A 23,414-nucleotide genomic window follows, 5' to 3' on the forward strand; every position below is an offset into this window, starting at 1 on the left:
TGTTCCTTCGGTTCCGGGGTTGCCGTGTCTCGTGTTGGTCTGCTGATCGACTACTGCCTGTCCGTCGCGCTCACGTCGTCGTGCGTCGCGTCGGTCGCCCGGTCGGCCTCGACTGAATCAGTGGCTTGAGGGGTGACAGGGTCGGTCGGGCCAGTCAGGTTGGTCGGGCTGGGGGCGGTGGTCCCGCGGCGGGTCTCCACCACGTCGGCCATCTCCTCGCGGGTGGTGAACTTCCACCGCAGCCGGTCGGGCCGCGCACGCGCTACCTCGGCACGGTCGATGGCTTTCCAGCCCTCGAAGGAGACGGCGTCCGGCGGCAGCAGGTCACGGATGCCTTTGAGGCCCGGCCGCCCGGAGGATCGCTGCAGCCGGTCGACCACTTCCTCAGCGGCGGCCTTGGCCAGCGTGCGGTTCTCGGCCAGGTTGCCCAACGCACCGCTGTGAGCGCCACCGGCCCACACCTGACGTTCGGGGTCGGCATGCGCAACCGGGTTCTGCTCGACGGTCGGGCGGACGAAACCCATGGCCGTCACGACGGTGTCGACGACGTAGGCCTTCTCGCCCGCCCCGGCCCGCTCTCCCGAGTTTCCGGACTCCTCCGGTTCGCCTGAGGGGGTGGTCGTGGAGGTCTCACTGGTCCGGCGGGCGCGGACCAGGGTTCGGCCGTCGGCGTACTCGATCGCTGTGGGGGACCGGTTGAAGTGGATGTCGATGTGGATGGCATCACGCACGGCCGACGCTTCGCCCTCGGAACCGGCATCGGGGGCAGCTTCATCGCCGCGGGACAGGCTGCGTTCCACGACCTCACCGTCGACCGTGATCACGACGCCGGGCAGGCGGCACAGCTCGGTGAACATCGAGGCGTCCCAACGGGCGCGTTCGTGGGGTCCGCGGGCCAACAGGATCAGCCGGTGGAGGTCGTGGGTCGCGAGGCTGGCCCACGCCTCGTCGTCGATGTCGGTCCCGGCGAACGCCTCTTCGGTCTTGCACAGCAGCCTGGCGACGTCGATGGCGACGTTGCCGGCGCCGACCACGAGGAGGTCGGTTCCCAGCGGCCCGTGAGAGCCGCCGAGCGAGCGCATCCGGCTGTCGGGGTCGCCGTTGAGGAAGCGGAGGAGCTGGCCGGCGCCGTAGACCTTCGCCTCCGGGTGCGTCGGCACCTGCAGCGGCCGGTCATCGGAGAGTCCCGTGGCGATGACGACGACATCGAAGGCCTGCTCGAGTGTCGCGAGAGAGATGTCGCGGCCGATGACGGTATTGCCGACGAACTCGACGCCTTCGGAGGCGAAGAGCCGGTCGAACTGCCGACTCACGCCTTTCATGCCCTGGTGGTCTGCGGCTATGCCGTAGCGGACCAGGCCATAGGGGGTGGGGCGACCGTCGAAGACGGTGATCTTCACCTCTGGGGCCAACCGCCGGAGGGCGAGCGCGGTGTAGCAGCCGGACGGTCCGCAGCCGACGACAGCGACCTCTCCGGTCACCCCCGAGTTGCCAGCGTCCGCGAGTCCCGTCCGGACATTGCGTCGAGCCCGAACATCACGAGCAGGCCGCGCATCACGAACTGGCCGGGCGGCGACAGAGCCGGTGGAACCACCGGTGTTCCCGGACGAGTTGGGCGTCATCTGACCGTCTCCGTGTGGCGTCGGCGTCTCGGCTGATCCCGAGATTGGATGCCGGGAACATACCTAACGACCGTTAGTAAGTCTAGACGTTGACATAGCGAAAATCGCCTCGGTGGTCGGCCGCCAATTAACGGACCCCTATGGCGTCGCGCAATGCCCGGCGATCGGTCGCGGCGATATAGCCGCAGGTCATCGAGCTCGCTGGCGGGGTGGGCCAGGAATTCCAAGACGGCCCTTCCCATGCTGACGAACGTTAGGTAGGGTCCCCAGTCATCTTGGAGCAAGCGCGACGCGACATCTCCGTCGATCTCCCGTGACCTTGCCGATCAGCCCCTCAGAGGGAGCCACCGTGAGCGAAGCAACCAACTGTCCGGGTTCTGCCGGCGTCAGCGTCACCGAGTCCTCGACCCGTCTGTCCGGCAACCTCGGGACCACCTCACTGGTCCTGAGCGTCCTCGCCTTCTCCGCCCCCATCGTCACCGTGTCCGGCTACATCGCCTTCGCGATCGGCTTCGTCGGTGACTCGGCACCCCTGGCCTGGGTCGTCGCGACCGTGAGCCTCTTCATCTTCGCGGTCGGCTATACGACCATGACCCGTCACATCCACAGACCGGGTGCCTTCTACGCCTACATCAGCCTCGGGCTGGGCCGCGTTCTCGGCGTCGGTGGGGCCTACCTGGCTGCGGTTTCGTACATGCTCATCACCGTCGGCATCTACACCTTCTCCGGCGTCATGGTCTCCGCCGCCATCGACCACCTCGGCGGCCCCTCCGTCCCCTGGTGGGCGTGTACCGCCGGCTGCTGGGTGCTCATCAGCATCCTCGGCCACTTCAAGATCGAACTGTCGGCCAAGGTGCTGGGCACCGTCATGGTCTTCGAAGTCGTCCTCGTCAGCGTCTTCAACCTCTTCGTCCTGGCTAAGGGCGGCGAGAGCGGCCTGTCGGTCGAGCCACTGAACCCCGGGGACTTCTTCAACGGCGGAACCGGCCTGGCTCTGCTGTTCGCCTTCGGCAACTTCATCGGCTTCGAGGCCACCGCCTTGTACCGCGACGAGGTGCGCCGGCCCAGCAAGACCATCCCCCGCGCCACGTACCTGGCGGTGTTCCTGATCGGCGGCTTCTACGCCCTGTCCGCCTACTCACTGATCATCGCCTACGGCTCCGGTGCGGCCGGCCGAGCGGTCAGCGACCCCACCACCATGTTCGACCACGCCATGTCCGTCTACGTCAGCAGCAACCTGGCCACCGTCACACTCCTGCTGGTCTCCACCTCGGCCCTCGCCTCGGTGCTGTCCACGCACAACGTCGTTGCCCGCTACCTGCAGAACCTGGGCGCCGACCACGCCCTGCCCACCTGGCTCGCCGCCGTCCACCCCCAGCACAAGTCGCCCTACCGGGCCTCTCTGGCCAACTCGATCATCGTCGGGTTGCTCATCATCCTGGCGGCCCTCTTCGTGTCTGACGAGAACAAGGTCATCGGCGCCGGAAGTGGCATCGGTACCGCCGGCGTGCTGGTCCTGATGGCGCTGGTCAGCCTGGCCGTGTGGCGCTACTTCGCCGCCACCGGCCGGCCGGCCGGCGAGACCGCCTGGCGCGTCACCGTCGCCCCGATCATCGCCTTCGTGCTCTTGGCCGCGGTCGTGATCTTCGCGGTCATCCGCTTCGACCTTCTCGTCGGCGGCGCACCCGGCCAGAACCTCTGGATGCTCCTGGTGCTGATCGCCTTCCTGGCCGCGGGCTCCGGTGTCGCCTACTACATGAAGCGGAACCGGCCCGACCTGTACGCCATGCTCGGTCGGGCCGAGGGAGACAACGTCGCCACCGACCCCACCGGCGAGGCCCAGATGGAGGCCAAGCTGGAGGCCACCAGCGGCTCCTGACCCACACCCGCCCCAGTGCCCCGCCATCAGCGGCGTCACCCCGTCAGCGCTCCGTCCAGCGTAGTCAGGCATCAGCGTGGTCAAGTGCCGGCCGCCGGCCCGCAACTGGCGGCGGGGCACGCACCGGGTCGCAACACCCTGCACGTCACTGCGGGACACCCATCGAACAAACCGACACACCAGCAACAGCTGCACAGAAAGTGGGTTAGCAGTCATGACCGGAGTCAAGATCGGACTGGTTGGTGCCGGGCCGTGGGCCAAGGTGTTCCACGCCCCGATGATCACCGGCGGTCCCGAGACCGAGCTGACCACCGTGTGGGCGCGACGCCCCGAGGCCGCCCAGGAGATCGCCGCCGAATTCGGGGCCACGGTCTCGAACACCTTCGAGGACCTGCTCGACGCCGTCGACGCCGTCGTGTTCGCCGTTCCGCCCTTCGTGCAGGCCGAGCTCGCCCCCCAGGCCGCGGCCGCCGGCAAGCCGCTGCTGCTGGAGAAGCCCATCGGGCTCGACCTGGCCCAGGCCGAGAAGCTCGTCGCCGCGATCGACGCCGCCGGGGTGCCCACTCAGGTGATGTTCACCAACCGATACAGCCCTCGCATCCGCGAGTTCCTCGACCAGGCCGGCCAGCAGACCCCGATCGGTGCCGTGGGTTTCTACGTCAACCAGGCCGCTCTCCCAGGTGGATTCTTTGCCACCCCCTGGCGGGTGGAGAAGGGGGGCCTGCTCGACCTGGGACCCCACGTCCTGGACACCCTCGACGCCGCCGTCGGTCCCATCGTGGACATCCAGGGACAGGGTGACCCGCAGAGCTGGTACGTCATTACCGCAACCCACTCCAACGGTGTCATCAGCCAGGCCTTCATGTCCCTGACCAGCCCGGTCGTCCGCGACGTTGCTGGGGTCAAGGTCTACACCGAGCAGGGCGAACTTGAGTGCGAGTTCGTCGGCAAGGACGGCGATCCCGCCGTGCCCGGCGTGATCCGGCGCGAATTCGCCGAGGTCGTCGCCTCGGGGAAGTCCCACGAGATCGACATCCACCGAGCCCTCTACATCCAGCGGCTGCTCGAGCAGGCCGCCGTCACCAACCCGGACAGCACCACGACCACCGCACCGGTGAACCCGCCGGCCAAGGGGTGACCCACGCCCGTCAGCCCACTACTCCTGCCCTCGCAGGAGGCGTCAGCCTCCCGGACTGAAACCGGATCCGACCACCGCCAGACCTGGCCGCCACGGCCTACCGGCAGCCGATGACTTCGACAAAGAAAGAACTCATGGCCGACAACAACCCGGCAGCTTCCCCGGCAGCCACCATCGAGCAACTGCTGGGCCCGGACAGTCCATCGAACTGGGGAAAATGGGGCCCCGACGACGAGGTGGGGAGCCTGAACTACCTCGGCCCCGCCGAGATCCTTCGCGCGGTCAGCGCAGTGCGCAGCGGCGAGGTGTTCACCCTCCAAGTGCCCATCGGTGACCCGGACCGGTCCGACCCCGTATGGCCCGGCCGCACCCCGGCAGTGCGTACCCAGGTCATGGACGAGGGGTTCTTCGCCCGCGGCGAGGAGCCCGAACCCTCCGATGGGCATCACTGGGCCGACGACAAGATCGAGATGTTCACCCAGGGATCCACCCAGTACGACGCACTCGCGCACTACTGGTACGGCGACCAGGTGTGGAACGGCTACCCGGCCGACACCACCATCGGCGCCCTGGCCCGTGCCTCGGTCCTGCCCATCGGCGAACGAGGCGTGGTCGGCCGCGGTGTCCTGATCGACATCGCCCGTGCCCGTGGCAAAGACGTCCTCGACAGCGGAGAGCAGATCTCGCTCGACGACCTGCTCGCTGCCGCCGACCAGCAGGGAACCACCATCGAGCCGCGCGACATCCTCATCATTCGCACCGGCTGGATCGGCTCCTACTACCGCACCGCCCGCGAGGACTTCTACCGCGACTGGAACGAGCCCGGACTGGCCTACACTCCCGAACTCGTCAAGTGGTTCCAGACCATGGAGATCCCCAACCTGGTCACCGACACCATCGCCAACGAGCTCAGCTTCTACCCCGGCGGCCTCCAACTGCCCCTGCACTGCGCCCTGATGCGCAACCTGGGAGTCGCCTTCACCGAGCTGTGCCAACTCGACGACCTGGCCACCGCCTGCGCCGACGACCAGCGCTGGACCTTCCTCTACGCCGCCGCCCCCCTGAAAATCGTCGGCGGCAGCGGAGCACCAGTGAACCCGCTGGTGATCCGATGACCACCTCCCCAACCCCACCTGCCAGCACACCTCCGGGCACGCACACGACCTCGTCTGCCGAGATGGTCGGCGCCACGAGTGGCATGGCCGAGTGCGGCCCAGCCGCTGCGATCGACGTCTTCCGCGACTCCCACGGCTTCTTCACCATGGTCGCGGTCGACCAGCGCGAGTCCCTCCGGCACATGCTGCGCGAGGGCCAACTGCTGGACGAGGTCGACGACGCGACGCTGGCCGGCTTCAAGACCGCCGTCGTGGACGCCATCAGCGGAGCCGCCAGCGGCATCCTGCTCGACCAGCAGTACGGCCTCGAGGCCGCACAGCGAGCCCAGTGCCCGGTCATCCTCGCTGCCGACATCCTGTCCTCCTCCGAGGCGGGAGGACCGGTCGACATCGCTGCCATCGACGACACCGTCACCGCGGAGACCGTCAGCCAGTTCGGTGCCCAGGCCCTCAAGCTGCTCCTGCCTTGGCATCCGCAGCACCGCAGCGAGGCCATCGACCTCGCTCACGCCTTCATGGCCCGTTGCCGCGACCTGGGGCTTCCGGGAGTGCTCGAGGGTGTCGTACGACCCCGTGACGGTCGAGCCACCACCTCTGGCGGATTCGCCGAGGCCCTCATTGCCGCCGCAGTCGACCTCGCCCCCACCCAGCCCGACCTCTACAAGACCGAGGTCGTCTTCGGCTCACCGGCCGACCGGCGCCTGGCCACCACCACCGCCGAGGCCATCACCGATGTGATCGCCTGCCCGTGGGTCGTGCTGTCCTCCGGCGTCGCCGCCCACGACTTCGCGACCGCAGTCGCCGCATCAGCCGCAGGCGGAGCCAGCGGGTTTCTCGCCGGACGCGCGGTATGGAGCGGCGCGGCCACCTCGCCCGATCCTCACGAGTACCTGCGGTCCCACGCCGCTACCAACCTGCAAGGCCTCACCGACCACATCTGGGGCACCGTCTCATGACCACAGCCACACCCGCCAATAAACGGTCCGCCACCGCACAAGCAAGCGTGGCCGGTGCGCACGACCCAAGCCCGACGGGCGTCCCCGACGTTCTCGTTGTCGGACGGATCTGCATCGACCTGTACCCCGAGCAGGTCGGCGTCGGCCTGGAGCAGGTGCGAACCTTCAGCAAGTCCATCGGCGGCAGCGCCGCCAACGTCGCCGTCGCGATCGCACAGCTTGGCGATACCGCCACCCTGGTCACCCGCACCGGTGACGATCCGTTCGGAAGGTTCGCTCGTGACGAGCTCGGCCGACTCGGGGTCGACACCACCTGGGTCACCCCCGTGCCCGACTCCCAGTCAGTGCTGACCTTCTGCGAGATCCACCCTCCCGATGACTTCCCGCTCTACATCTGGCGCAAGCCCACCGCACCCGACATGTACGTCGACGAGGACGACCTCCCGCTGGACCTGATCCAGCAGGCGCCTATTTTCTGGGCCACCGCTACAGGTCTGTCCCGCGAACCCACCCGCGGTGCTCACCACGCGGCTTGGCAGGCCCGCGGACGCCGGCCCAACACCATCCTCGACCTGGACTATCGATCCATGTTCTGGGACAGCGAGGATCACGCCCACTGCGCCATGGACGCCGCCCTGGACCACGTGACCGTCACCGTCGGCAACCTCGAGGAATGCCGTGTCGCCATCGGCGAGACCGAGCCCGACCGAGCCGCCCAAGCGCTCCTTGAGCGTGGCGTCGAGCTGGCCATTGTCAAAATGGGCCCCCGCGGAGTCCTCGCCCGGACCCGCGACGAACGAGTCGTCGCCGCTCCCATCCCCGTCGACGTCGTCAACGGGCTCGGCGCCGGCGACGCCTTCGGCGGCGCCCTGTGTCACGCCCTCATGCGGGGTCTCCCGCTACAGGAGACCCTCGACCTGGCTAACGCTGCCGGGGCACTGGTCGCCACCCGCCGCGAGTGCTCTCTGGCCATGCCCACCCTGACGGACCTCACCGAGTTCGTCGCCGCTGCCCGGACATCGAGAAGCGTCACAGCCGGCCGGGCCGCCGCGGGATAGCCACCCGACCCGAGCCTCGCGGCCAGCACACCCATCCATGTCCCTCGGCCAGTCACCCCGGCAGCGCGGCACAGGAACATCCCCGCAGCCGCTCCCCGCCACAGTCTTGACCGTTCGAGCAGATTCACTGAAGGAGCACCCGTCATGACCGAGATTCGGGTCGCCATCGTTGGCGGCGCTGGATTCATGGGCTTCGCGCACAGCCTGGGCTGGGCGGTGGCCCCCATCGCTGCTGACCCCGGCGCCAGCATCCGCAAGGTCGTCCTCGTCGAAGCCGACGACGAGCGCGCCGCGACCGCCGCCGAGCGACTCGGCTGGGAGGAGTGGTCCACCGACTGGCGAGAGGTCATCGCCCGCGACGACATCGACGTCATCGACATCGTCACTCCGCCCGCTTCGCACGCCGAGATCGCCATCGCCGCGATCGAGGCCGGCAAGCACGTGCTTGTCGAGAAGCCGATCAGCAACGACCTGGCAGAGGCCGAAGCCATGGCCGTCGCCGCGGCGGCCGGCACCGTGGTCAACCAGGTCAGCTTCAACTACCGGCACGCGCCCGCCATCACTTTCGTCAAGCGGATGCTTGAGGACGGCACGCTCGGTCATCCCCTGCAGTTCCGCGCCCACTACACCCAAGACGGCGGCGTCCTCGGCCGCGTCATCAGCGGCTGGCGCGCCCAGAAGGGCGCCGGCGGATCCGGAGTAACCGGCGACATCGGCTCCCACATCATCGACATGGCCTCCTACCTGGTCGGCGACATCGAGCAGGTCAACGCCATCCTCGGGGCCAAGGATCCCGTCGAGAACAGCAGCTGGCTCTCCGACAATGACCGCCGCGAGGGAGGCCACCTCGACGACGCCGCCCTGTGGATGGTCACCTTCGACAACGGAGCCATCGGCTCCTTCGCGGCCACCATGTACGCCTCCGGTCGTAAGAACCGCATGTTCTTCGAGCTGGAATGCACCGGTGGCACTGTCCAGTTCGACTGGAACCGTTCCGACGAGGTTCAGCTCAGCCTGGTCAACGACCCCCCCGAGCAGCAGGGCTTTCGCACCATTATCGTCAACGAGCACCACCAAGATGTCTGGTGGCCCATCGCTGGCATGGGATCGGGCTACATCGACGACCACGCCCTACAGTTGCAGAAGTTCGTGCAAGCCATCGTCGAGGGTCGGTCCGGCTCACCCGACTTCGCGGACGCCACCCGCACCCAGCGCGTCATCACCGCCGTCATGCAGTCCGCCGACAGCCACCAGTGGGTCACCGTCGACGAGGTGAAGGCATGAGCCTCGACCTGCGCTGGTCCACCGACCTGGTCACCTTCTTCGACCCGCCCTATTGGGGTCTGCCCGCCGACCTCCCCTACGACGACTGGGAGCGAGAGGTCGACAACGATCCCCGCCGCTTCTTCGACCGCATGCTCGACGAAGCCGCCCAGGTCGGGCTCGCTGGCATCGAGCTGGCACCCGCCCCCGGCGGCTGGGTCAACGCCCTGAACGCCTACGGGACAGCCGCCGCGTTCAAGCGGGAACTCGACCGCCGCAACCTGCAGATGTCGTCCAGCTACGTCTTGCCCGTGTTCCTCAAGGCCGCCATCGACGCATCTGACCCCCGGGCCCAGGCCGACGCGAACCGGGCACTGGAAGAGGACACCGCTCGCCACGCCGCGTTCCTCCGTGAGGTTGGCTGCCCCACCATGGTGACCAGCACCATTCCCCGCGCCCCCTTCTCCGACATCGCAGGCGTCGAGGCCTCCGCGGCTGCGTTCGACGCCCCCGTCGATGAACACCTCATGGGTGTCGTCGCTGAACAACTCGACCGCATCGGCCGAGTCGCCGCCGCTGAAGGGCTGCACGTCGCCGTCCACACCGACGCCTACTCCTTGGCGTCCCGAACGGACGACATCGACCTTCTGATGTCGCTGACCGACCCCGCCAGAGTCAAGCTCTGCATCGACGCCGGACACATCGCCCTCGACGGCGGCGACCCGCTCGCCGTGGTCCAGCGCCACGCTGGCCGCGCCCCCGTCCTGCACTGGAAAGACTGCGCCAGCCACCTTCCCCCGCACACCCTCAGCGGCCCTCCCATGACCCGGCACGATGTGATGATCAAGTACTTCCGCGTCATGGGACCCGACGGCGTCGTCGACTGGGCCAAGTGGACCCAGATCCTCCGCGACCAGGGATGGCGGGGCTGGGGCGTCGCAGAAATCGACATGTCCCCGGACCCACAGCGACAAATCCGCGAAGGTATCGACTACTTCAACCGCACCCTCGCCACCGACTCGTAGGACTCCGAGTCAGACCTGACGGAGTTCTACGAGCGCTGGATTCCTCAATGGATGTACACATATCGGCGTCGTAGTCGGCGAGTTGTCCGGGGACGGGGTTTCTCCCCAGTCAGGTACACGCGAACGTGGCCAGCTGCGCGGTCGTCACAGGGCCGGGGCCGCCCTGTCCTGCACCCTCAGAGATCGGGCGGCCCCGGCTCTCCGGCCCGCACCAGCCTCTCTTCGGCGTGGGGACGTATCTCTATACCTCGTTGGCCGCGTTCGGGCGTACGCCGACACGAGTGAACGGGGCAGACCGGCCCCAGAGCCAGGGGCGGGTTGTGTGGTGGCCACGGCGGTCTGGGTGATGTCGTCGGGGTTGGCAAAGGACCGCCCGGCCAGGGCGGTCTAGCGGGAGATCCGCCACCAGCCTTCCTGCAGATTCAGCCAGCACGCACCGCGCGGGTTGAACGGGTGACGGATCCGGGGGTGATCCTCCAACCAGGTCCGGGTGGACAGTCTGTTGTGATGAGGGCAGGTTGTTGGTGGTGATCCAGATCTCACCTGTCAGTTTGGGTGTCCTCGACCAGTTGCAGGAACTGCTGGTAGAAGACGCTGTTGCGGGAGGATGCGGCCACAGCTCAACCGTCACGATCCACGGCGGCTGCTGCCCCTTCCCCATGTGCCGGTCAGCAGCCCCACAACTGCCCGCATTCCAGGGCCACTTTGTTACTGGGCTTTCCGTTGAGTTGTCGGGGAGTGACATCGTTTGATCCCTGCGGTAGTTCGTGGGCATGAGGTATGCGCAGGGTGGTGGTCTCACTCCGCAGGGCCAGGTCGCGCGTGAGCGGGTGCGCATGCTTGCCGCCGATGGCTTCGCTCAGGGTGAGAAGAACGTGGTGATAGCCAAAAGGCTCCGGGGCAGTACGCGGTCGGTGGAACGGTGGCGACGGTCCTGGCGGGAGGGCGGAAGAGGGGCGCTCTGTAGGTCGGGCCCGGCGAAGCGGCCGAAGGTCGGCGACCGTGACTTCGCCGCGCTCGAGCCGGTCCTGTTGGAAGGCGCGATGGCTCAGGGCTGGACGGATGAGCGGTGGACGCTTTCGCGCGTGCAACTGCTGATCGCGGATCAGCTGCGGGTGTCGTGCACGGGCCACTACGGCGTCGAACCCCCCGTAGGTCCATTCGGCCGCCTCTCCCGAATCTGCACGGAAGACGAGGAAGAGGGAGTTGGTGTGCCGACGCACGGCCGAGTCCCAAGTGTGCTGGAACGTATCGGAATTCATGTGCGGGTTTCCTTGCACTGGTGGGAGCCGGCAGGAGGATCGTGGGCCGTCAAGGAGATGCCGCATGTCTCCTTGACGCAGGCGACCGCGATGCAGGACGGAGTCGGCCCGGGCGCACCAGGTTCAGGGGTCGCGGAGGTACAACACACGTCTCGTTTACACACGTCTTGCGAGGTGGATCGTGTCGACGAGTGGCGTGCGACAGAGTCTCGATCGACAGGAAAGTCAAGTCAATGCGCAGTGAAGGGCTTGATTCGCAGTACCGCCCTGCAAAAATGTGCAGATGCAGACCCCGGGTCCGAGCGCCGACGACCTCCTCGTCCTCCTGGAGGTCGCACGCAGCGGCCGCTTCAGCAGGGCGGCTGAGTCCCTGCGCGTCAACCAGGTCACCGTCTCGCGGCGGATCGCCGCGCTGGAGCGTGCGGTCGGCGGCAAGCTCCTCGTTCGCGCGGCTTCCGGATGGGAACTCACCGACCTCGGCCGCCGTGCGCTGGCGGCAGCGGAGCAAGTCGACGGTGTGCTGCAGAAGTTGGAGTCCGGCTCCGAGGTCGGGGCGGAGATCGAGGATGTCGTCCGGCTGCCGGCCCCGACGGCTTCACCACGTTCGTCGCCGCCCCTGCGGCGGCCCGTCTGCACCAGGACCACCCGGGAATCAGCGTGGAAATCGTCTCCGCGACCCGGCGCGCCGCGCAGCACCGCTATGGCCTGGACATCGAGATCGTCGTCGGCGAGCCACGCGTGCTGCGGGCCCGCGCGCTCCGGCTCGGCGGCTACGTCCTCGGCCTGTACGCCACCCCCGATTATCTGGCGCGTCACGGCAAGCCGACGGGATTCGACGATCTGGCTCGGCACCGCCTGATCTACTTCATCTCGTCCAGGCTCCAGGTCGACGACCTGGACGTGGGAGGCCGCTTTCTCCCCGAGATGCGCGACGCGGTGACGTCCACCAACGTCTTCGCCCACATCGAGGCCACATGCGCCGGCGGCGGCATCGGGCTGCTGCCCACCTTCATGATCGCCCCGCACCGTGACGTCGTAAGGCTGCTTCCCGGAGAGGTCACGGTCGACATGGCCTACCGGCTCGACGCCCGCGAGGACACCCTGCGACGCCCCGCGGTCGCCGCCATGGTGAAGCAACTCAGGCGGACGATGAAGGAGATGGGAAACGTGCTGTCCACCACCACCGCCCCGGGGGCGTGAAGTCTCCGGGAGAGTCGCTCACGAGCGCACGCAGGTGAAGTTCTCGGCCCGGTCGGGGTCGCCATGACCGTTGTACCGGGGCCATTCCGGATAATCGCACAGTGGCCGGGTGCGCCCGGAGGCGGCCGGGTTGAGGTCGGAGACGACCGGCTCGCGCGGTGCGATTCCCGTCTCGGTCCACCGCTGTACGGCCGTCAGCGAGTCCCAGCTGGCTGTGAACGCGGCGGGGCCCCCGTGGCCCATGCCAGGGATGGTGTACATCCGCAGGAACTTCGACGTGGCGCGTGGCCCCATCGTCGCGCGGACCCGCTGGTAGTACTGGGCAGTTGAGCGATAACTGACGGCCGGATCCGCCATCCCCTGTACGAGCAGAAGCTTTCCACCGGCCTTGACGAACTCGGTGAGGTCGGGGTTGTTGATGTCCTGCAGTGCGGTCAGTTCGCTGATGCGCTCCTTCCACTTCCCGGGCTTCTGCGGGTCCAGGGTCAGGCCGTCGAAGTCGGGATCGCGTGTGATGAAGTACTTCGCCCACTGGTCCCAGAACAGGGCGGCGAAGGCGGCTGTGAAATTCAGGGGATGGGCCGGAAGCCTGCTGCCGATCCCGAGCCCCGGTGTGCTCAGATCCGCGCCCGACAAGAAGGGAGTGCCGGGATAACCGCGTTCACCGCTGGCCAGCTTGTAGCCCCACTCGACGGGTGAGGACAGGTCCTGGACCGCCTTGATCTGCGGGTCGGACAGGCAGGTGGGGCCGCGGTCCTCGCCGCCGGGGCAACGCAGGACCCGCGGGTCGAAGTGGCATCCGGCCTCGTCGGAGATGACGCCGTCGCGTACCCCGTCGTCGCCGTCGCAGCTCTGCATGACCCGGTCGTAGATCAACTGCTGTTTCTCGCGGCTCGGGAAGGCGCCGGGACGCTGCAGTATCTGCGTCATGTGGCCGAACCACAGGTCGAGCGCAGCGGCGTTCCAGGCCGGAGCGGCGGAGATCACTCCGTCGAAGTCACGGGGCCAGCGCTGCGCCACGGCCAGGGCCTCGCGGCCGCCGCTGGATGCGCCCGCGAAGTAGGAGCGGCGGGGCTGGGTGCCGTAGCGTTCGGCGATGAGGAACATCGCGGCGTCGCGTGTCTTCTTGAGCGCGTCCGCGGCGAAGTTGCGCAGTGCCTCGTCGTTCATCGCGAAGGCGCCCGCGTGATTCCAGTCGTTCAGGGCGAGCTGGTGGCCCGAGTCGCCGGCGAAGACGGCGAATCCGCGGGCGAGGGGAACACCCTCGGCGGCATCGCCGAAGGGGACGTTGTCGGTGAGCGAAGGAATGGCGCCGTCGTAGCCTCCGCCACCGAACATCATCGCCTTGCCGTTCCACTCGGCCGGGGGCGCGATGCGCATCTCGATGTTCGGGGCTTCGGGGTCGACGGGGAACAGTTCCGCGTCGACCTGGCAGTACTCCCCGACGGCTCCGGAACCCGTTCCGGAGGCCGGGACGGTCTTCGTCTCGGTGACTCGTCCTCCCGATGTCGGGAGGCCCAGGGCGTCTGCGGGGATGGCCAGTTCGGCGAGCCCTTCGCACCTGGCGGGTGGCCCCGGCGCGGCCCCTGACGTCGCCGGGAGCGAGACCATCGTGAGTACCGCGATGACGGGTGCTGTCAGTGCACGCACAAAGGCGGATCTCATAACTTCTCCTCGGAATCAGAAGGACGTGGCCGGACCCAGTGCCTGAGGTCATCCGGCACGCCTCCGAACGGCGGAATTGCGGCGGCCGCAACGCTAGGGAGCGGGCCCCGCGCTTGGAACGCGCCGACAGTGCACAGTTGCGCATGCGGGAACTGCACTTCTGTCGACGCTGCGCGAGCTGCCCGAGCGCGCTGAGGCGCCGCAGGGTCACTTGCGGCAGGCGGTGTTCCCGCCGCTGCGCGTGAACTGCTCGAAGAAGCGCCAGGAGGCCTCCGAAGCGCTGGGCGCCTTCGGGTCGTTGAAGGTGCCCGCGTACTCCGGGTCCGTGGTACCGCCGGGCCAGTAGTGCGACATGCCGTCCACGATCCACCGCTCGGCGATCTGACAGCCGTCCCGGCCCCGTGCCACCTTGCTGGTCCACGCGTAGCCGTCGGGGACCTGGCCGGTTCGGGTCGATGCCGGGTCGTCCTGGAAGGTGGCGCCGTCCGTCCCCGGCTTCAGTAGATTGTTGACGGCGAGCCACTCGAGGTAGGCGTGTCGGGCGCACCCGCCGAGCACGGGTTGTTCGCCGAGCGGGTCACTGGTCCCGCCGATCGAGAAGAAGGGCATCACGTGCGCCCGCGGCCCCATCTGCTCGACGGCCTGTGGTGCGTAGAGCGGGGCGGTGGCGTCGGGCAGGACCATGCAGGAAAGGAAGTCCATGCCGTAGCCGCCTCCCGCCGACACGCCGGCCGCCGCGTACAGCTCGGGGTAGGCGGCGGCTGTCGCGCTCGACTGGAAGGCGCCCGAGGACATGCCCATGAGGTAGACGCGGTCGGTGTCGACGTTGTAGGCGGAGCTGGTCTGCCGGGTGATACCGGCGACGTCGTCCGCGTCGCCGCCTCCGCCTCGGGTGGTGCTCGCCCTGTCGTTGCTGACCGCGTGCCAGCACTGTCCGCCGTTGTCGGGGTAGGCGACAAGGAAGCGCTCGCGGTCCGCGAGCGGGTTGAGCAGGTTGGCGTGCATCTGCTGTTCGGCCGTGGTGCCGCAGCCGTGCACCATCACGTACAGGGGGAGCCTGTCGGCCGGCTTCCAGCCCTTGGGTACATAGACCAGGTAGTCGTTGACGCCCGTCGACGCCTCGTAGGTCCGCTGGTCGACGCGTCCCTCGCCGCCCGCGGTGTCCTCATGTTCGGCTGCGAGGGCGGGTGGGGCGGCGACGAGTGTCAGGCAGCTCGCCGCGACGGTCACGGCGAGCACGGTGCGGAGCCAAATCCGGTCGGCTGTCCGGCCGATGGATCTCCGCGAAGTCCCAGGGCGTGCGGACTCTCCGCGGCCGAGGGGCTTGCGACCGTGCTTTATGAACGAGGGGATCACGGGGTCCTCCCAACGCGGAACCCGGGACGCAGTCGATGCGCGGCGGGTCACCGAAGGCCACTGATACGTAAGGCAGTTGTTCTGCCGGGGCAAACTGGTGATCAGCGATGGAGAGCGCAAGAATGTCCCTCAACGTCCCTCCTGCACCTCGGCCCTGACCAACACGGGAGCGCAGTCCCGCGCCGAGGCGGCAGGCAGATCTCGCCCGGCCCGGTGGGGCGCAGGATCGCGAGCGCGCGGCCCTCGGAAGCGTCACGCCCACTGCGACACCAACGACTCGATCACGATGTGCCGTTCGTAATCGGCCAGAACGTCACGGTTGAGCCCGCTGGTGAGCAGGCAGAACGAAAGGCCGGTCTTCGGGTCCGCCCAAGCGGACTGCCCGCCGGCCCCGCCGTGCCCGAAGCCCCGCGGGGAGGTGCAGCCGCCGAACGGCCGCATCGGTATCGCGGCATCGCGCGACGGCACCCGCAGCACCGCGCCGTCGTCCGGCCCGGCGATGACCAGGCCGATGCTTCGGTTGGCGCTCGCACCCACCCGGTCCGGGTCAGGGAAGGTATTACGGATGTGGCCCGTGGCGTCCGCCAACACGTCCGGCCGCCACAGCTCCGTCGAGTTCCAGATGAGCTCTTGGTAGAACAGCGCCACGCTCGCCGCGTCCGAGAAGGCTCCGCCGCCAGGCGCACCCACCGCGATGAGTTCCGGGTCGTTCGCGAGCGCCAGCACCACCGACTCGTTCGCTTCCAGGACCGCTTCGTCGACGCGGCGTCCGGACAGCGTTTCGAGCATTTCGATCCGATGCTTGCCGGTTGCGGTGACCGGCTTGAGGTCGCCCTGCCGCTCGTTGGGCACGCCCAGTTCGAGACGCTCCAACCCCAGCGGGTCGAGCACGTGGGCGCGCAGCGCCTCCCGGTAGTCCTGTCCGGTCACCCGTTGGACCACTTCCGCCAGCACCCAGTGCGCCGCGAGGGGGTGGTACTCGTAGCGGGTGCCGGGCGGCCACTCCAATCGCCAGTCCGTCATGCGCGCGGATCGCCCCTCGCGTGTGACAACGGTCTCCCGCTCGATGGCGGCGTTGGGGAACCCGCAAGTGTGCAGCAGTACTTGCTCGATGGTGACGACGTCCTTGCCGTGCGCGCCGAATTCGGGCCATACCTCGGCCACCCGGGTCTCCAGGCCGATCAGGTCCTCTCCGATCAACTGCCACACCAGGGAGGCCACGATCGGCTTGGTGGCTGAGAACAGGCAGAACCGGTCGGACTCCCGGGCGTCCCCGAACGACTCGAACACCACCGTCTCGTTGTGCCGGGCCACGGCGAACTGCGCCGCAGGCCAGATGCCTTCGTCGACCGCGGCCTGGATACACTCACGCATCGCGGCCAAGGGCCGGCTCGTCGAGCTCATCGTCGGTTGTCTCCTCGTGGGTCAGATGGGGCACGAAGTGAGGCATCAGCTCAGGTCAGCGAGTGCAGATCGCCTGGGCCTCGCTCATCAGCGGCGGTGGTGAATGCCGGCGGCGCCGATCGGGGCCGTCGCCATGCTCCGCGTCAGGTAGGTCAGGGGAGGTGAGCGGCAGCGGCGCCGACCGCTGCCGCTACCCGGCATGCAGCCCCGGCGTGAACGCCCAGGGTTCCTCGCGCAAGATCAGACGGAGGCTACAAAGTTGCCTCACCCGGCGACCAGTCCTCCGGAAGCGGACCGGAGGCCTGTACCGAGCTGGCGACGTCGATGAACGAGCCCGTGTCGATCGACTCGGCGACGGACACCATCGTGTCCAGGACGTGGTGGGCCAACTGCCCGGTCGCGCGGTGCGGTACACCGCGTCGCAGGGAGCGTGCCATGTCGAGGACGCCCATGCCGCGACCGTCCGCCGGGCCTGTGGTCTCGACCGTCGTCCACTCGCTGGCGCCGGTGGCCCAGATCTTCAGCTCGCCGTCGAAGGTGTTCGGGTCGGGCAGTGAGAGCGTCGCCTCGGTGCCGGTGATCTCGACGAACCCCGCCCGGATGTGCGGGGATTCGAAGCTGAAGATGCTGTTCGCGGAGCCACCGGACGCGAACTGGATCAGGGCGCTCACGTGCGTGGGCACCTCGACCTCGAACTCCTCGCCCGCTCGCGGGCCCGAGCCGATGGTGCGGGTGGCCTTGGCCATGGAACCGAGCGCCGAGACCCGGCGGACGCTGCCGAAGGTCTGCACCAGTGCGGTGAGGTAGTACGGGCCCATGTCGAACAGCGGCCCCGCGCCACGCTGGAACAGAAAGGCCGGATTGGGGTGCCACGACTCCGGCCCCGGGTACTGGAGGATGGTCTGGGCTGTGAGCGGCACCCCTATGTCCCCGCGCTCGATGATCCGCCGGGCTGTCTGCAGGCCGGCCCCGAGGAACGTGTCCGGCGCGCACCCGAGCCGCAGGCTGGTGTCGTCCGCCTCCTTCAGCAGGCCGAGCCCGCTCTCCCGGTCGAGCGAGAAGGGCTTCTCGCTCCACACGTGCTTGCCCGCCCGCACCGCCGCGGTCGCGATCTCGACGTGAGCCGCCGGTGTAGTGAGGTTGACGATGATCTCCACGTCCGGGTGGTCCAGGGCGAGTTCAGGAGTGCCGTACTCGGCGATGCCGTACTCCCGCGCGCGGACCTTCGCGACTTCAGGGAGAAGGTCGGTGACGGCGTGGACCCTCAGGTCCGGGAACGTCGTGAGATTGTTCAGGTACTCCTTGCTGATCACGCCGGCGCCGATTACGGCGACCCCGACCGGCCCGCGGCTCATCGGGCATCGCCCTTGGTGCGGTCGGCTCCGGGGCCGGCCTCGAGGTAGCGCAGCGAGGAGGCGGCGCCTTCGAAGATGTCACCGGCGTAGTCGTCGAACTCGACGATGCCCACCTCGAGGTGCTTCGCCGCTTCGATGATGCCCCACACGTCGATCTCGCCTTGTCCCGCGGGGAGTTGAGCGGCCGTGTCCTTCGTGGCCGGGCCGTCCTTGATGTGGATGGCGATCACGCGCTCGCCCAGGCGCTCCAGGAGCTTGGCAGGGTCCTCGCCGCCTACGGCGGCCCAGTAGGTGTCGACCTCAAGGACGAGTTCGGGGTCGAGCAGGTCCGCCAGAACCTCCAGAGCGGTGGTGCCCTTGATCTTCGAGGAGATCTCCCAGTCGTGGTTGTGGTACCCCACGCGAACTCCGTACTCCGACCCCTTCTTCGCCGCGGCGTTCAGGTGGGCCGCGGTGTCGCGGATCGCCTCGATGTCCTGCCAGCGCTGGACCGGGACGAGGGGGTGGACCACGGTGCCGATGCCGAGTCGCTGAGCGGCGGCGAAGATCCTTTCCTGGTCGGGGGGAGTTTCGGCGGGGATGTCGGCGGCGATGTCCGCAGGGGCGCCGATGGGGATCAGGAGGGTGTGGCCCGTGGGAGCCGTGATGTCGTGCTCCGCGAACGCTGCGGCGAGTTCCTCGGTACGAGCCTCGAAGGCGCAGGGTTCGACCCGGCGGTAGCCGATCTCGGCGAGTTGTCGGATCGTCCCGTCGAAGTCCGCTTCCAGCGCGTTGCGGACCGAGTAGAGCTGCACGGAATACGTCATGGAAGCAGAGGCCTTTCGGAAGAGGTGTTGTTGCACTCGATGGCCGCCGTCAGTTCGCGGCGCATGTGGTCGGTCACTCCTGGGAGCTCGTTCAGGAGCACGGACAACGGCAGGGTCATGGACCGGCGGAGCAGTTGCTCCACGTCCAGGTGGGGAGGCAGGTGATCCCGCAGGATGCCGGACACTGACGCGAGGACCGCGTCGTGCGCAGCGAGGCGCTCCACCGGGCTGTCGAGAGTGAGCAGGTCGGGTGTCGTAGTGTGCGTGTACGTCCATGCGTGCCGGCCGGCACCCACGGCGTGCTCCGCCCGGTCCGGATGCTCGGGCAGCGCCACCACCGCGGTGGTGCCGCACGGGATCGTGACACGGACGGTCATGGCGTCGTCCTCGTGTTCCCACTCGACGCTCACTCGCCCGTGGACGGTGTCGTGCGCGGTCCGGGCATGGGTCAGGCCGCCGCCGGGCCATGGCGCGATCCGCATCGTCCGGTAGCCCGGGCTTGTCGCCCGTACGCCTCCGATGACGGTGTGCATCCAGTTCGCGACGGAGCCGAGCGCGTAGTGGTTGAGGGACGTCATTCCGGACGGGTTCACCGTGCCGTCGGCCAGGATGGCGTCCCACCGCTCCCAGATGGTGGTGGCTCCGCGGACGACCGGATCGAGGAACGAGGGCGCCCGTGTCTGCAGCAGCAGGCGATAGGCGTCGTCCGGGTGCCCGGTCGCCGTCAGGGCGTGCGCCACGTGCGGTGTGCCCGCGAAGCCCGTGGAGATGCGGTAGCCGTCGCGCCGCACGATGTCGGCCAGGCGCGCGCCGGCGTGGGGCAGTTGGCCCTCGTCGAGCAGGCCGAACCGGATGGCCAGGGCGTATGACGTCGCACACTCGCCGGTTATACGGCCGCTGGAGCTCACGTACTCGGCCCGGAACCCCGCTCGGACTCGATCCGCGGCCTCCGTGAAGTACGCGAGGTCGTCCGCACGGTCCAACACGTCCGCGGCGCGCACCATTTCACGTGCGGTCTGGTGGAAGAAGGCCGTCGCGACGAGATACCGGTCGGCCTTGGACTGGCCGGGGCGGTCCATCGGGGTGGAGGGGTCGAGCCAGTCCCCGAACTGAAAACCGGTATTCCACAAGCCCGTGGGATCGAGCAGCGGCACCACGCTGCGTGTGAAAGTCGCCATCGAGTCGTAGCAGCGGCGCAGAATCTCCTCGTCGCCGTACTCCCAGTACAGCTGCCAGGGCAGCCGCACCGCTACGTCGCTCCACAGGGCCGTCGGTGTGTCGTGGCCGGGCTGCACATCGGGTACGACGTACGGGACGAACCCGAGGTCCTTCTGCTCAAGTGCGAGGTCGCCGAGCCACGACATCAGCACCCCACGCACGTCGTACAGGTAGGTCGCCGTCGGGGCGAAGGCGTTGATGTCTCCCGTCCAGCCGAGTCGCTCGTCGCGCTGCGGACAGTCGGTGGGGATGCCGACGAAGTTGCCGCGCATCGACCAGATGACGTTCTCGTGCAGCCGGTTCAGCAGGTCGTTCGATGTCTCGAACCATCCCGTACGGGTCATGTCGCTGTGGACGACGACGGCTCGCACGTCTTCCGGCTGCAGGTCGCCGGGGGGTCCGTCGATCTCGGCGTATCGGAAGCCGTGATAGGTGAACCGCGGCTCGAAGTCCTCTGGTCCGTCGCCGGCGAGCACGTACCGGTCGGTCGCCTCGGCCGTGCGCAGTGTCGTGTAGTCCGGCACGCCGTCGACGAGCACCTCGGCGTGCCGGACGGACACAGTGGTTCCGCGGGGCCCGTCCAGGCGAAGCCGGACCCAACCGGGAAGGTTCTGCCCGAAGTCCACGACCGTGGTTCCGGCCGGGGACTTCCAGATCTTCAGCGGCGGCAGCTCCTCGACGCGTCGGATCGGCTCCGCGGTGGCCTCGGCCAGGGTGGCCATGTCCCAGTCGACCGGTTCGGAATCGTGCCAGGTGCGGTCGTCGAATCCGGGCTCGGTCCACCCCGCTGGTTCGAGCGTTGCGTCGATGGTGACCCCGTCGTAGAGAGAGTTGGCGCGTACGGAGCCCTGCCCGCACCGGAACCTCTCGCCAGAGGCGACGTACTCCGTCCGGTCCGGGTAGCGCAGTTCGATCAGGGAGAGCAGGGCGGGACGGTCGGCGTAGATCCGGGGACGCGTGATCTCCTCGAAGCCGAGGCGGCCGACGGCCCAGCCGTCGCCGACGATGGCGCCGAACGCGTTCGTGCCGGTGCGCACCGTGGCGGTGAGGTCGTGGCTGCGGACGAGGAGCCGGTGCCGGTAGGACGTCCAGCCTGGGGCCAGGACCTCGTCGCCGACCTCGGATCCATTCAGATAGGTCTCGACGGCGCCGAGGGCGGTGATGTGGAGGGTTGCGCTCAGGAGGTCCGGGCAGGCTTCGAACTCGGTCCGGAAGTACACCGCCGGATCGCCTGGCTCGCCCACGCGTCGTTCGGGCGAGCCGACGAACACCGCGCCGGCGGCTTCGAACTGTGCTGAGAGCATGGTGTCCATTTCTCGTTCGGAGACAGTTGGCCGCGTGCGGCTCGAACGGTGTCGTGGGCCGGTCGGACACGCGTACGGTCACGTGGCAGAGATCTCGGGCCACCGGCCCGAGCCCCGTCGTGCCAGGCCGATGTCACCCGGCGGGATGGTGTACCGCCGAGTCGACGCCGAGCGCGACTGGTGTCGGAATTGCCGCTGTCAGGCGGGGGAGATTTCGGTGAGGTCGAGGAGCGGACGCTGCAGGTCGACCTTCACACCCTTCACCTTGGGTGACGTGTAGTAGAAGACCGAGAAGCTGGTCACCGGCACGAGCCAGGCCTGGTCGATGGCCCGCCGCGTGGCCTGGTCGTAGAGCGAGCGCTGCTCGGCACCCGTCGCCGTATCGCCCTGCTTGACCAGTGACGCCACCTTCGGGTCGTCCCCGCCGTACATCAGGCCAGGGGTCGGAAGGTAGAACTGCTTCGCGTAAAGGAAGAGCGGGATGTAGCCGTACCCGTAGGACACCATGGGATGCTCCCCGCTCAGATACTCCCGTGAGTACTTGGCGCCGTCGCTGGCGTTGACCACGCGAACCTTCACACCGATCTTGGCCCAGTCCGAGATCACGGCTTGTGCGACGTCGCCGGCCGGTGGGTTCACGGTCAGGCTGAGCATGGTGGCGCTGAAGCCGTTCGGGTAACCCGCCTTCGCCAGCAGGGACTTCGCCCTGTCGGGGTCGTAGGCGTAGCGGTCGGCTTCCGACTTGAGGTAGTCCGGCGTGCCCGGTGTCCCGATCTGGTTGACCGGTTTGCCGGTGCCGTGCAACAGGCCCTCGGCGATGGCCTTGCGGTCGACGGCGTAGTTCAGCGCCTGCCGGACGAGCTTGCTGCGCATGGGCTTCGCCCCGGCACCCTTCGCACGGCCGGTCAGTTGGATTCCGGTCTCCGCGACCAGGGTGGAGTACGTCTTGAGATTTGCGCTCTTGGCGCTGTCAAGCGTGTTGACGTCGCCCTGCGCCACGTCGGCGGCGCCGGTCTTCAGCAGGGAGAGCGCCGCGTTGGTCGAGCTGACGACCTTTATGACGATCTTGTCGTAGTGGATCGCGGACTTGTTGTAGTAGTTCCGGTTGGGCGTGTAGGTGTAGTGGTCGCCGGAGACGGTTGCCTTCTCGTCGAGCACGTACGGCCCTGCGCCGAACGTCTCGTGTCCCAGTGCCTTCTTGTTGGCGAGCCCCTTCGCGCTGATGACCGAGCTGAGATGTGTGGTCGACGACAGGTTGTACGGCATTTCCGGGTTGGGCCGGGCGAGCTTGAGGGTGACGGTGCGCTCGCCGGTCGCCTCGACGGTCACTTTCCCGAGCGACGGCGCCTGCGGGCTGTTCGGATCGGCGAAGGTGTACTTCAGCGAATTGACCACCGCGGCCGTCGTGACCGGAGTGCCGTCCGCGAACTTCACACCTGGGCGCAGGGTGAGCTGGAACTCACGGTTGCCCTTGCCCACGTACTTCCACGAAGTGGCAAGGCCGGGCTCGTACTTGCTGTTCGGGCCACGGTGGATGAGTGAGTCGTACGCCAGCGGGGTGTACCAGTTCTCCCCTACGGTGATGCCCGCGCGCGCCGGGTTGAAGGTGCTGGGCGGCATGAGCGAGACGACGTTGAGCGTGCCTCCGGACTTGCCCGTGGACGAGTCGGCCGTGCCGCTGCAGGCCGTCGCGGTCAGTGCGGCGCACACGACGCCGGCCAGCAATGTCGTGGTGCGGGTGAATCCTCTGTTCATGGAACTTCCTCCATGGAGTGCCGCGCGCCCGGA

17 protein-coding genes and 1 pseudogene are annotated in these 23,414 nt (G+C 68.2%); 10 read left to right on the plus strand and 8 right to left on the minus strand.

Annotation, left to right across the window (positions count from 1 at the left end):
• Positions 1–50: 50 nt before the first annotated feature.
• Positions 51–1,481: an FAD-dependent oxidoreductase gene (locus ACFZDK_RS34465; RefSeq protein WP_390977963.1), complete on the minus strand. Its 1,431-nt coding sequence runs from the start codon at positions 1,479–1,481 to the stop codon at positions 51–53.
• Positions 1,482–1,971: 490 nt separating this feature from the next.
• On the opposite strand from ACFZDK_RS34465, the gene ACFZDK_RS34470 reads away from it, so the two are divergent.
• From ACFZDK_RS34470 to ACFZDK_RS34515, 10 genes and pseudogenes are all read left to right on the plus strand, one after another.
• Positions 1,972–3,501 carry an amino acid permease gene (locus ACFZDK_RS34470; RefSeq protein WP_390977965.1) on the plus strand — a complete coding sequence of 510 codons (1,530 nt, stop codon included), beginning with the start codon at positions 1,972–1,974 and terminating at the stop codon, positions 3,499–3,501.
• A 214-nt stretch (positions 3,502–3,715) separates the two neighbouring features.
• A complete protein-coding gene (locus ACFZDK_RS34475; RefSeq protein ID WP_390977967.1) occupies positions 3,716–4,639 on the plus strand; it encodes a Gfo/Idh/MocA family oxidoreductase in 924 nt (307 codons plus the stop codon).
• A 110-nt stretch (positions 4,640–4,749) separates the two neighbouring features.
• Positions 4,750–5,754, plus strand: coding sequence for a cyclase family protein (locus ACFZDK_RS34480; RefSeq protein ID WP_390977969.1), 1,005 nt, complete (start codon positions 4,750–4,752; stop codon positions 5,752–5,754).
• Positions 5,751–6,710, plus strand: coding sequence for a hypothetical protein (locus ACFZDK_RS34485; protein WP_390977971.1), 960 nt, complete (start codon positions 5,751–5,753; stop codon positions 6,708–6,710). The genes ACFZDK_RS34480 and ACFZDK_RS34485 overlap by 4 nt, the downstream gene beginning before the upstream one ends.
• Entirely contained in the window at positions 6,707–7,768 is a 1,062-nt protein-coding gene (iolC, locus tag ACFZDK_RS34490) for a 5-dehydro-2-deoxygluconokinase (RefSeq protein WP_390977973.1), read from the plus strand. Before ACFZDK_RS34485 ends, iolC begins: the two co-directional genes overlap by 4 nt.
• 144 nt (positions 7,769–7,912) lie before the next feature.
• Positions 7,913–9,052, plus strand: coding sequence for a Gfo/Idh/MocA family oxidoreductase (locus tag ACFZDK_RS34495; RefSeq protein ID WP_390977975.1), 1,140 nt, complete (start codon positions 7,913–7,915; stop codon positions 9,050–9,052).
• On the plus strand, positions 9,049–10,056 hold the full coding sequence (locus tag ACFZDK_RS34500; protein WP_390977977.1) for a TIM barrel protein: 1,008 nt from the start codon (positions 9,049–9,051) through the stop codon (positions 10,054–10,056). Before ACFZDK_RS34495 ends, ACFZDK_RS34500 begins: the two co-directional genes overlap by 4 nt.
• Before the next feature lie 836 nt (positions 10,057–10,892).
• Complete coding sequence (locus ACFZDK_RS34505) at positions 10,893–11,684, plus strand: hypothetical protein (RefSeq protein WP_390978088.1); 792 nt, start codon at positions 10,893–10,895, stop codon at positions 11,682–11,684.
• A pseudogene (locus tag ACFZDK_RS34510) lies at positions 11,644–11,742 on the plus strand (LysR family transcriptional regulator); the annotation flags it as partial. The gene ACFZDK_RS34505 and the pseudogene ACFZDK_RS34510, both read left to right, overlap by 41 nt.
• A gap of 35 nt (positions 11,743–11,777) precedes the next feature.
• Positions 11,778–12,518 carry a LysR substrate-binding domain-containing protein gene (locus ACFZDK_RS34515; protein WP_390977979.1) on the plus strand — a complete coding sequence of 247 codons (741 nt, stop codon included), beginning with the start codon at positions 11,778–11,780 and terminating at the stop codon, positions 12,516–12,518.
• 18 nt (positions 12,519–12,536) lie between these two features.
• Here ACFZDK_RS34515 and ACFZDK_RS34520 read toward each other — a convergent pair whose 3' ends face one another.
• From ACFZDK_RS34520 to ACFZDK_RS34550, 7 genes are all read right to left on the minus strand, one after another.
• Positions 12,537–14,183 carry a tannase/feruloyl esterase family alpha/beta hydrolase gene (locus tag ACFZDK_RS34520; protein WP_390977981.1) on the minus strand — a complete coding sequence of 549 codons (1,647 nt, stop codon included), beginning with the start codon at positions 14,181–14,183 and terminating at the stop codon, positions 12,537–12,539.
• Between the two features lie 207 nt (positions 14,184–14,390).
• Complete coding sequence (locus tag ACFZDK_RS34525) at positions 14,391–15,413, minus strand: PHB depolymerase family esterase (protein WP_390977983.1); 1,023 nt, start codon at positions 15,411–15,413, stop codon at positions 14,391–14,393.
• 378 nt (positions 15,414–15,791) lie between these two features.
• Positions 15,792–16,943: a serine hydrolase gene (locus ACFZDK_RS34530; RefSeq protein WP_390977985.1), complete on the minus strand. Its 1,152-nt coding sequence runs from the start codon at positions 16,941–16,943 to the stop codon at positions 15,792–15,794.
• Positions 16,944–17,194: 251 nt separating this feature from the next.
• Positions 17,195–18,298, minus strand: a complete 1,104-nt coding sequence (locus tag ACFZDK_RS34535; RefSeq protein WP_390977987.1) for a Gfo/Idh/MocA family oxidoreductase — start codon at positions 18,296–18,298, stop codon at positions 17,195–17,197.
• Entirely contained in the window at positions 18,295–19,104 is an 810-nt protein-coding gene (locus tag ACFZDK_RS34540) for a TIM barrel protein (protein WP_390977989.1), read from the minus strand. The genes ACFZDK_RS34535 and ACFZDK_RS34540 overlap by 4 nt, the downstream gene beginning before the upstream one ends.
• Positions 19,101–21,626, minus strand: coding sequence for a family 78 glycoside hydrolase catalytic domain (locus ACFZDK_RS34545; protein ID WP_390977991.1), 2,526 nt, complete (start codon positions 21,624–21,626; stop codon positions 19,101–19,103). The genes ACFZDK_RS34540 and ACFZDK_RS34545 overlap by 4 nt, the downstream gene beginning before the upstream one ends.
• Before the next feature lie 198 nt (positions 21,627–21,824).
• Positions 21,825–23,381 (minus strand): ABC transporter substrate-binding protein, encoded by a 1,557-nt coding sequence (locus tag ACFZDK_RS34550; protein ID WP_390977993.1) that lies wholly within the window; start codon positions 23,379–23,381, stop codon positions 21,825–21,827.
• Positions 23,382–23,414 lie beyond the last annotated feature (33 nt).

The sequence above is a fragment of the Streptomyces sp. NPDC007901 genome, assembly GCF_042959465.1.
In the GTDB taxonomy this organism is placed as follows: Bacteria; Actinomycetota; Actinomycetes; order Streptomycetales; family Streptomycetaceae; genus Streptomyces.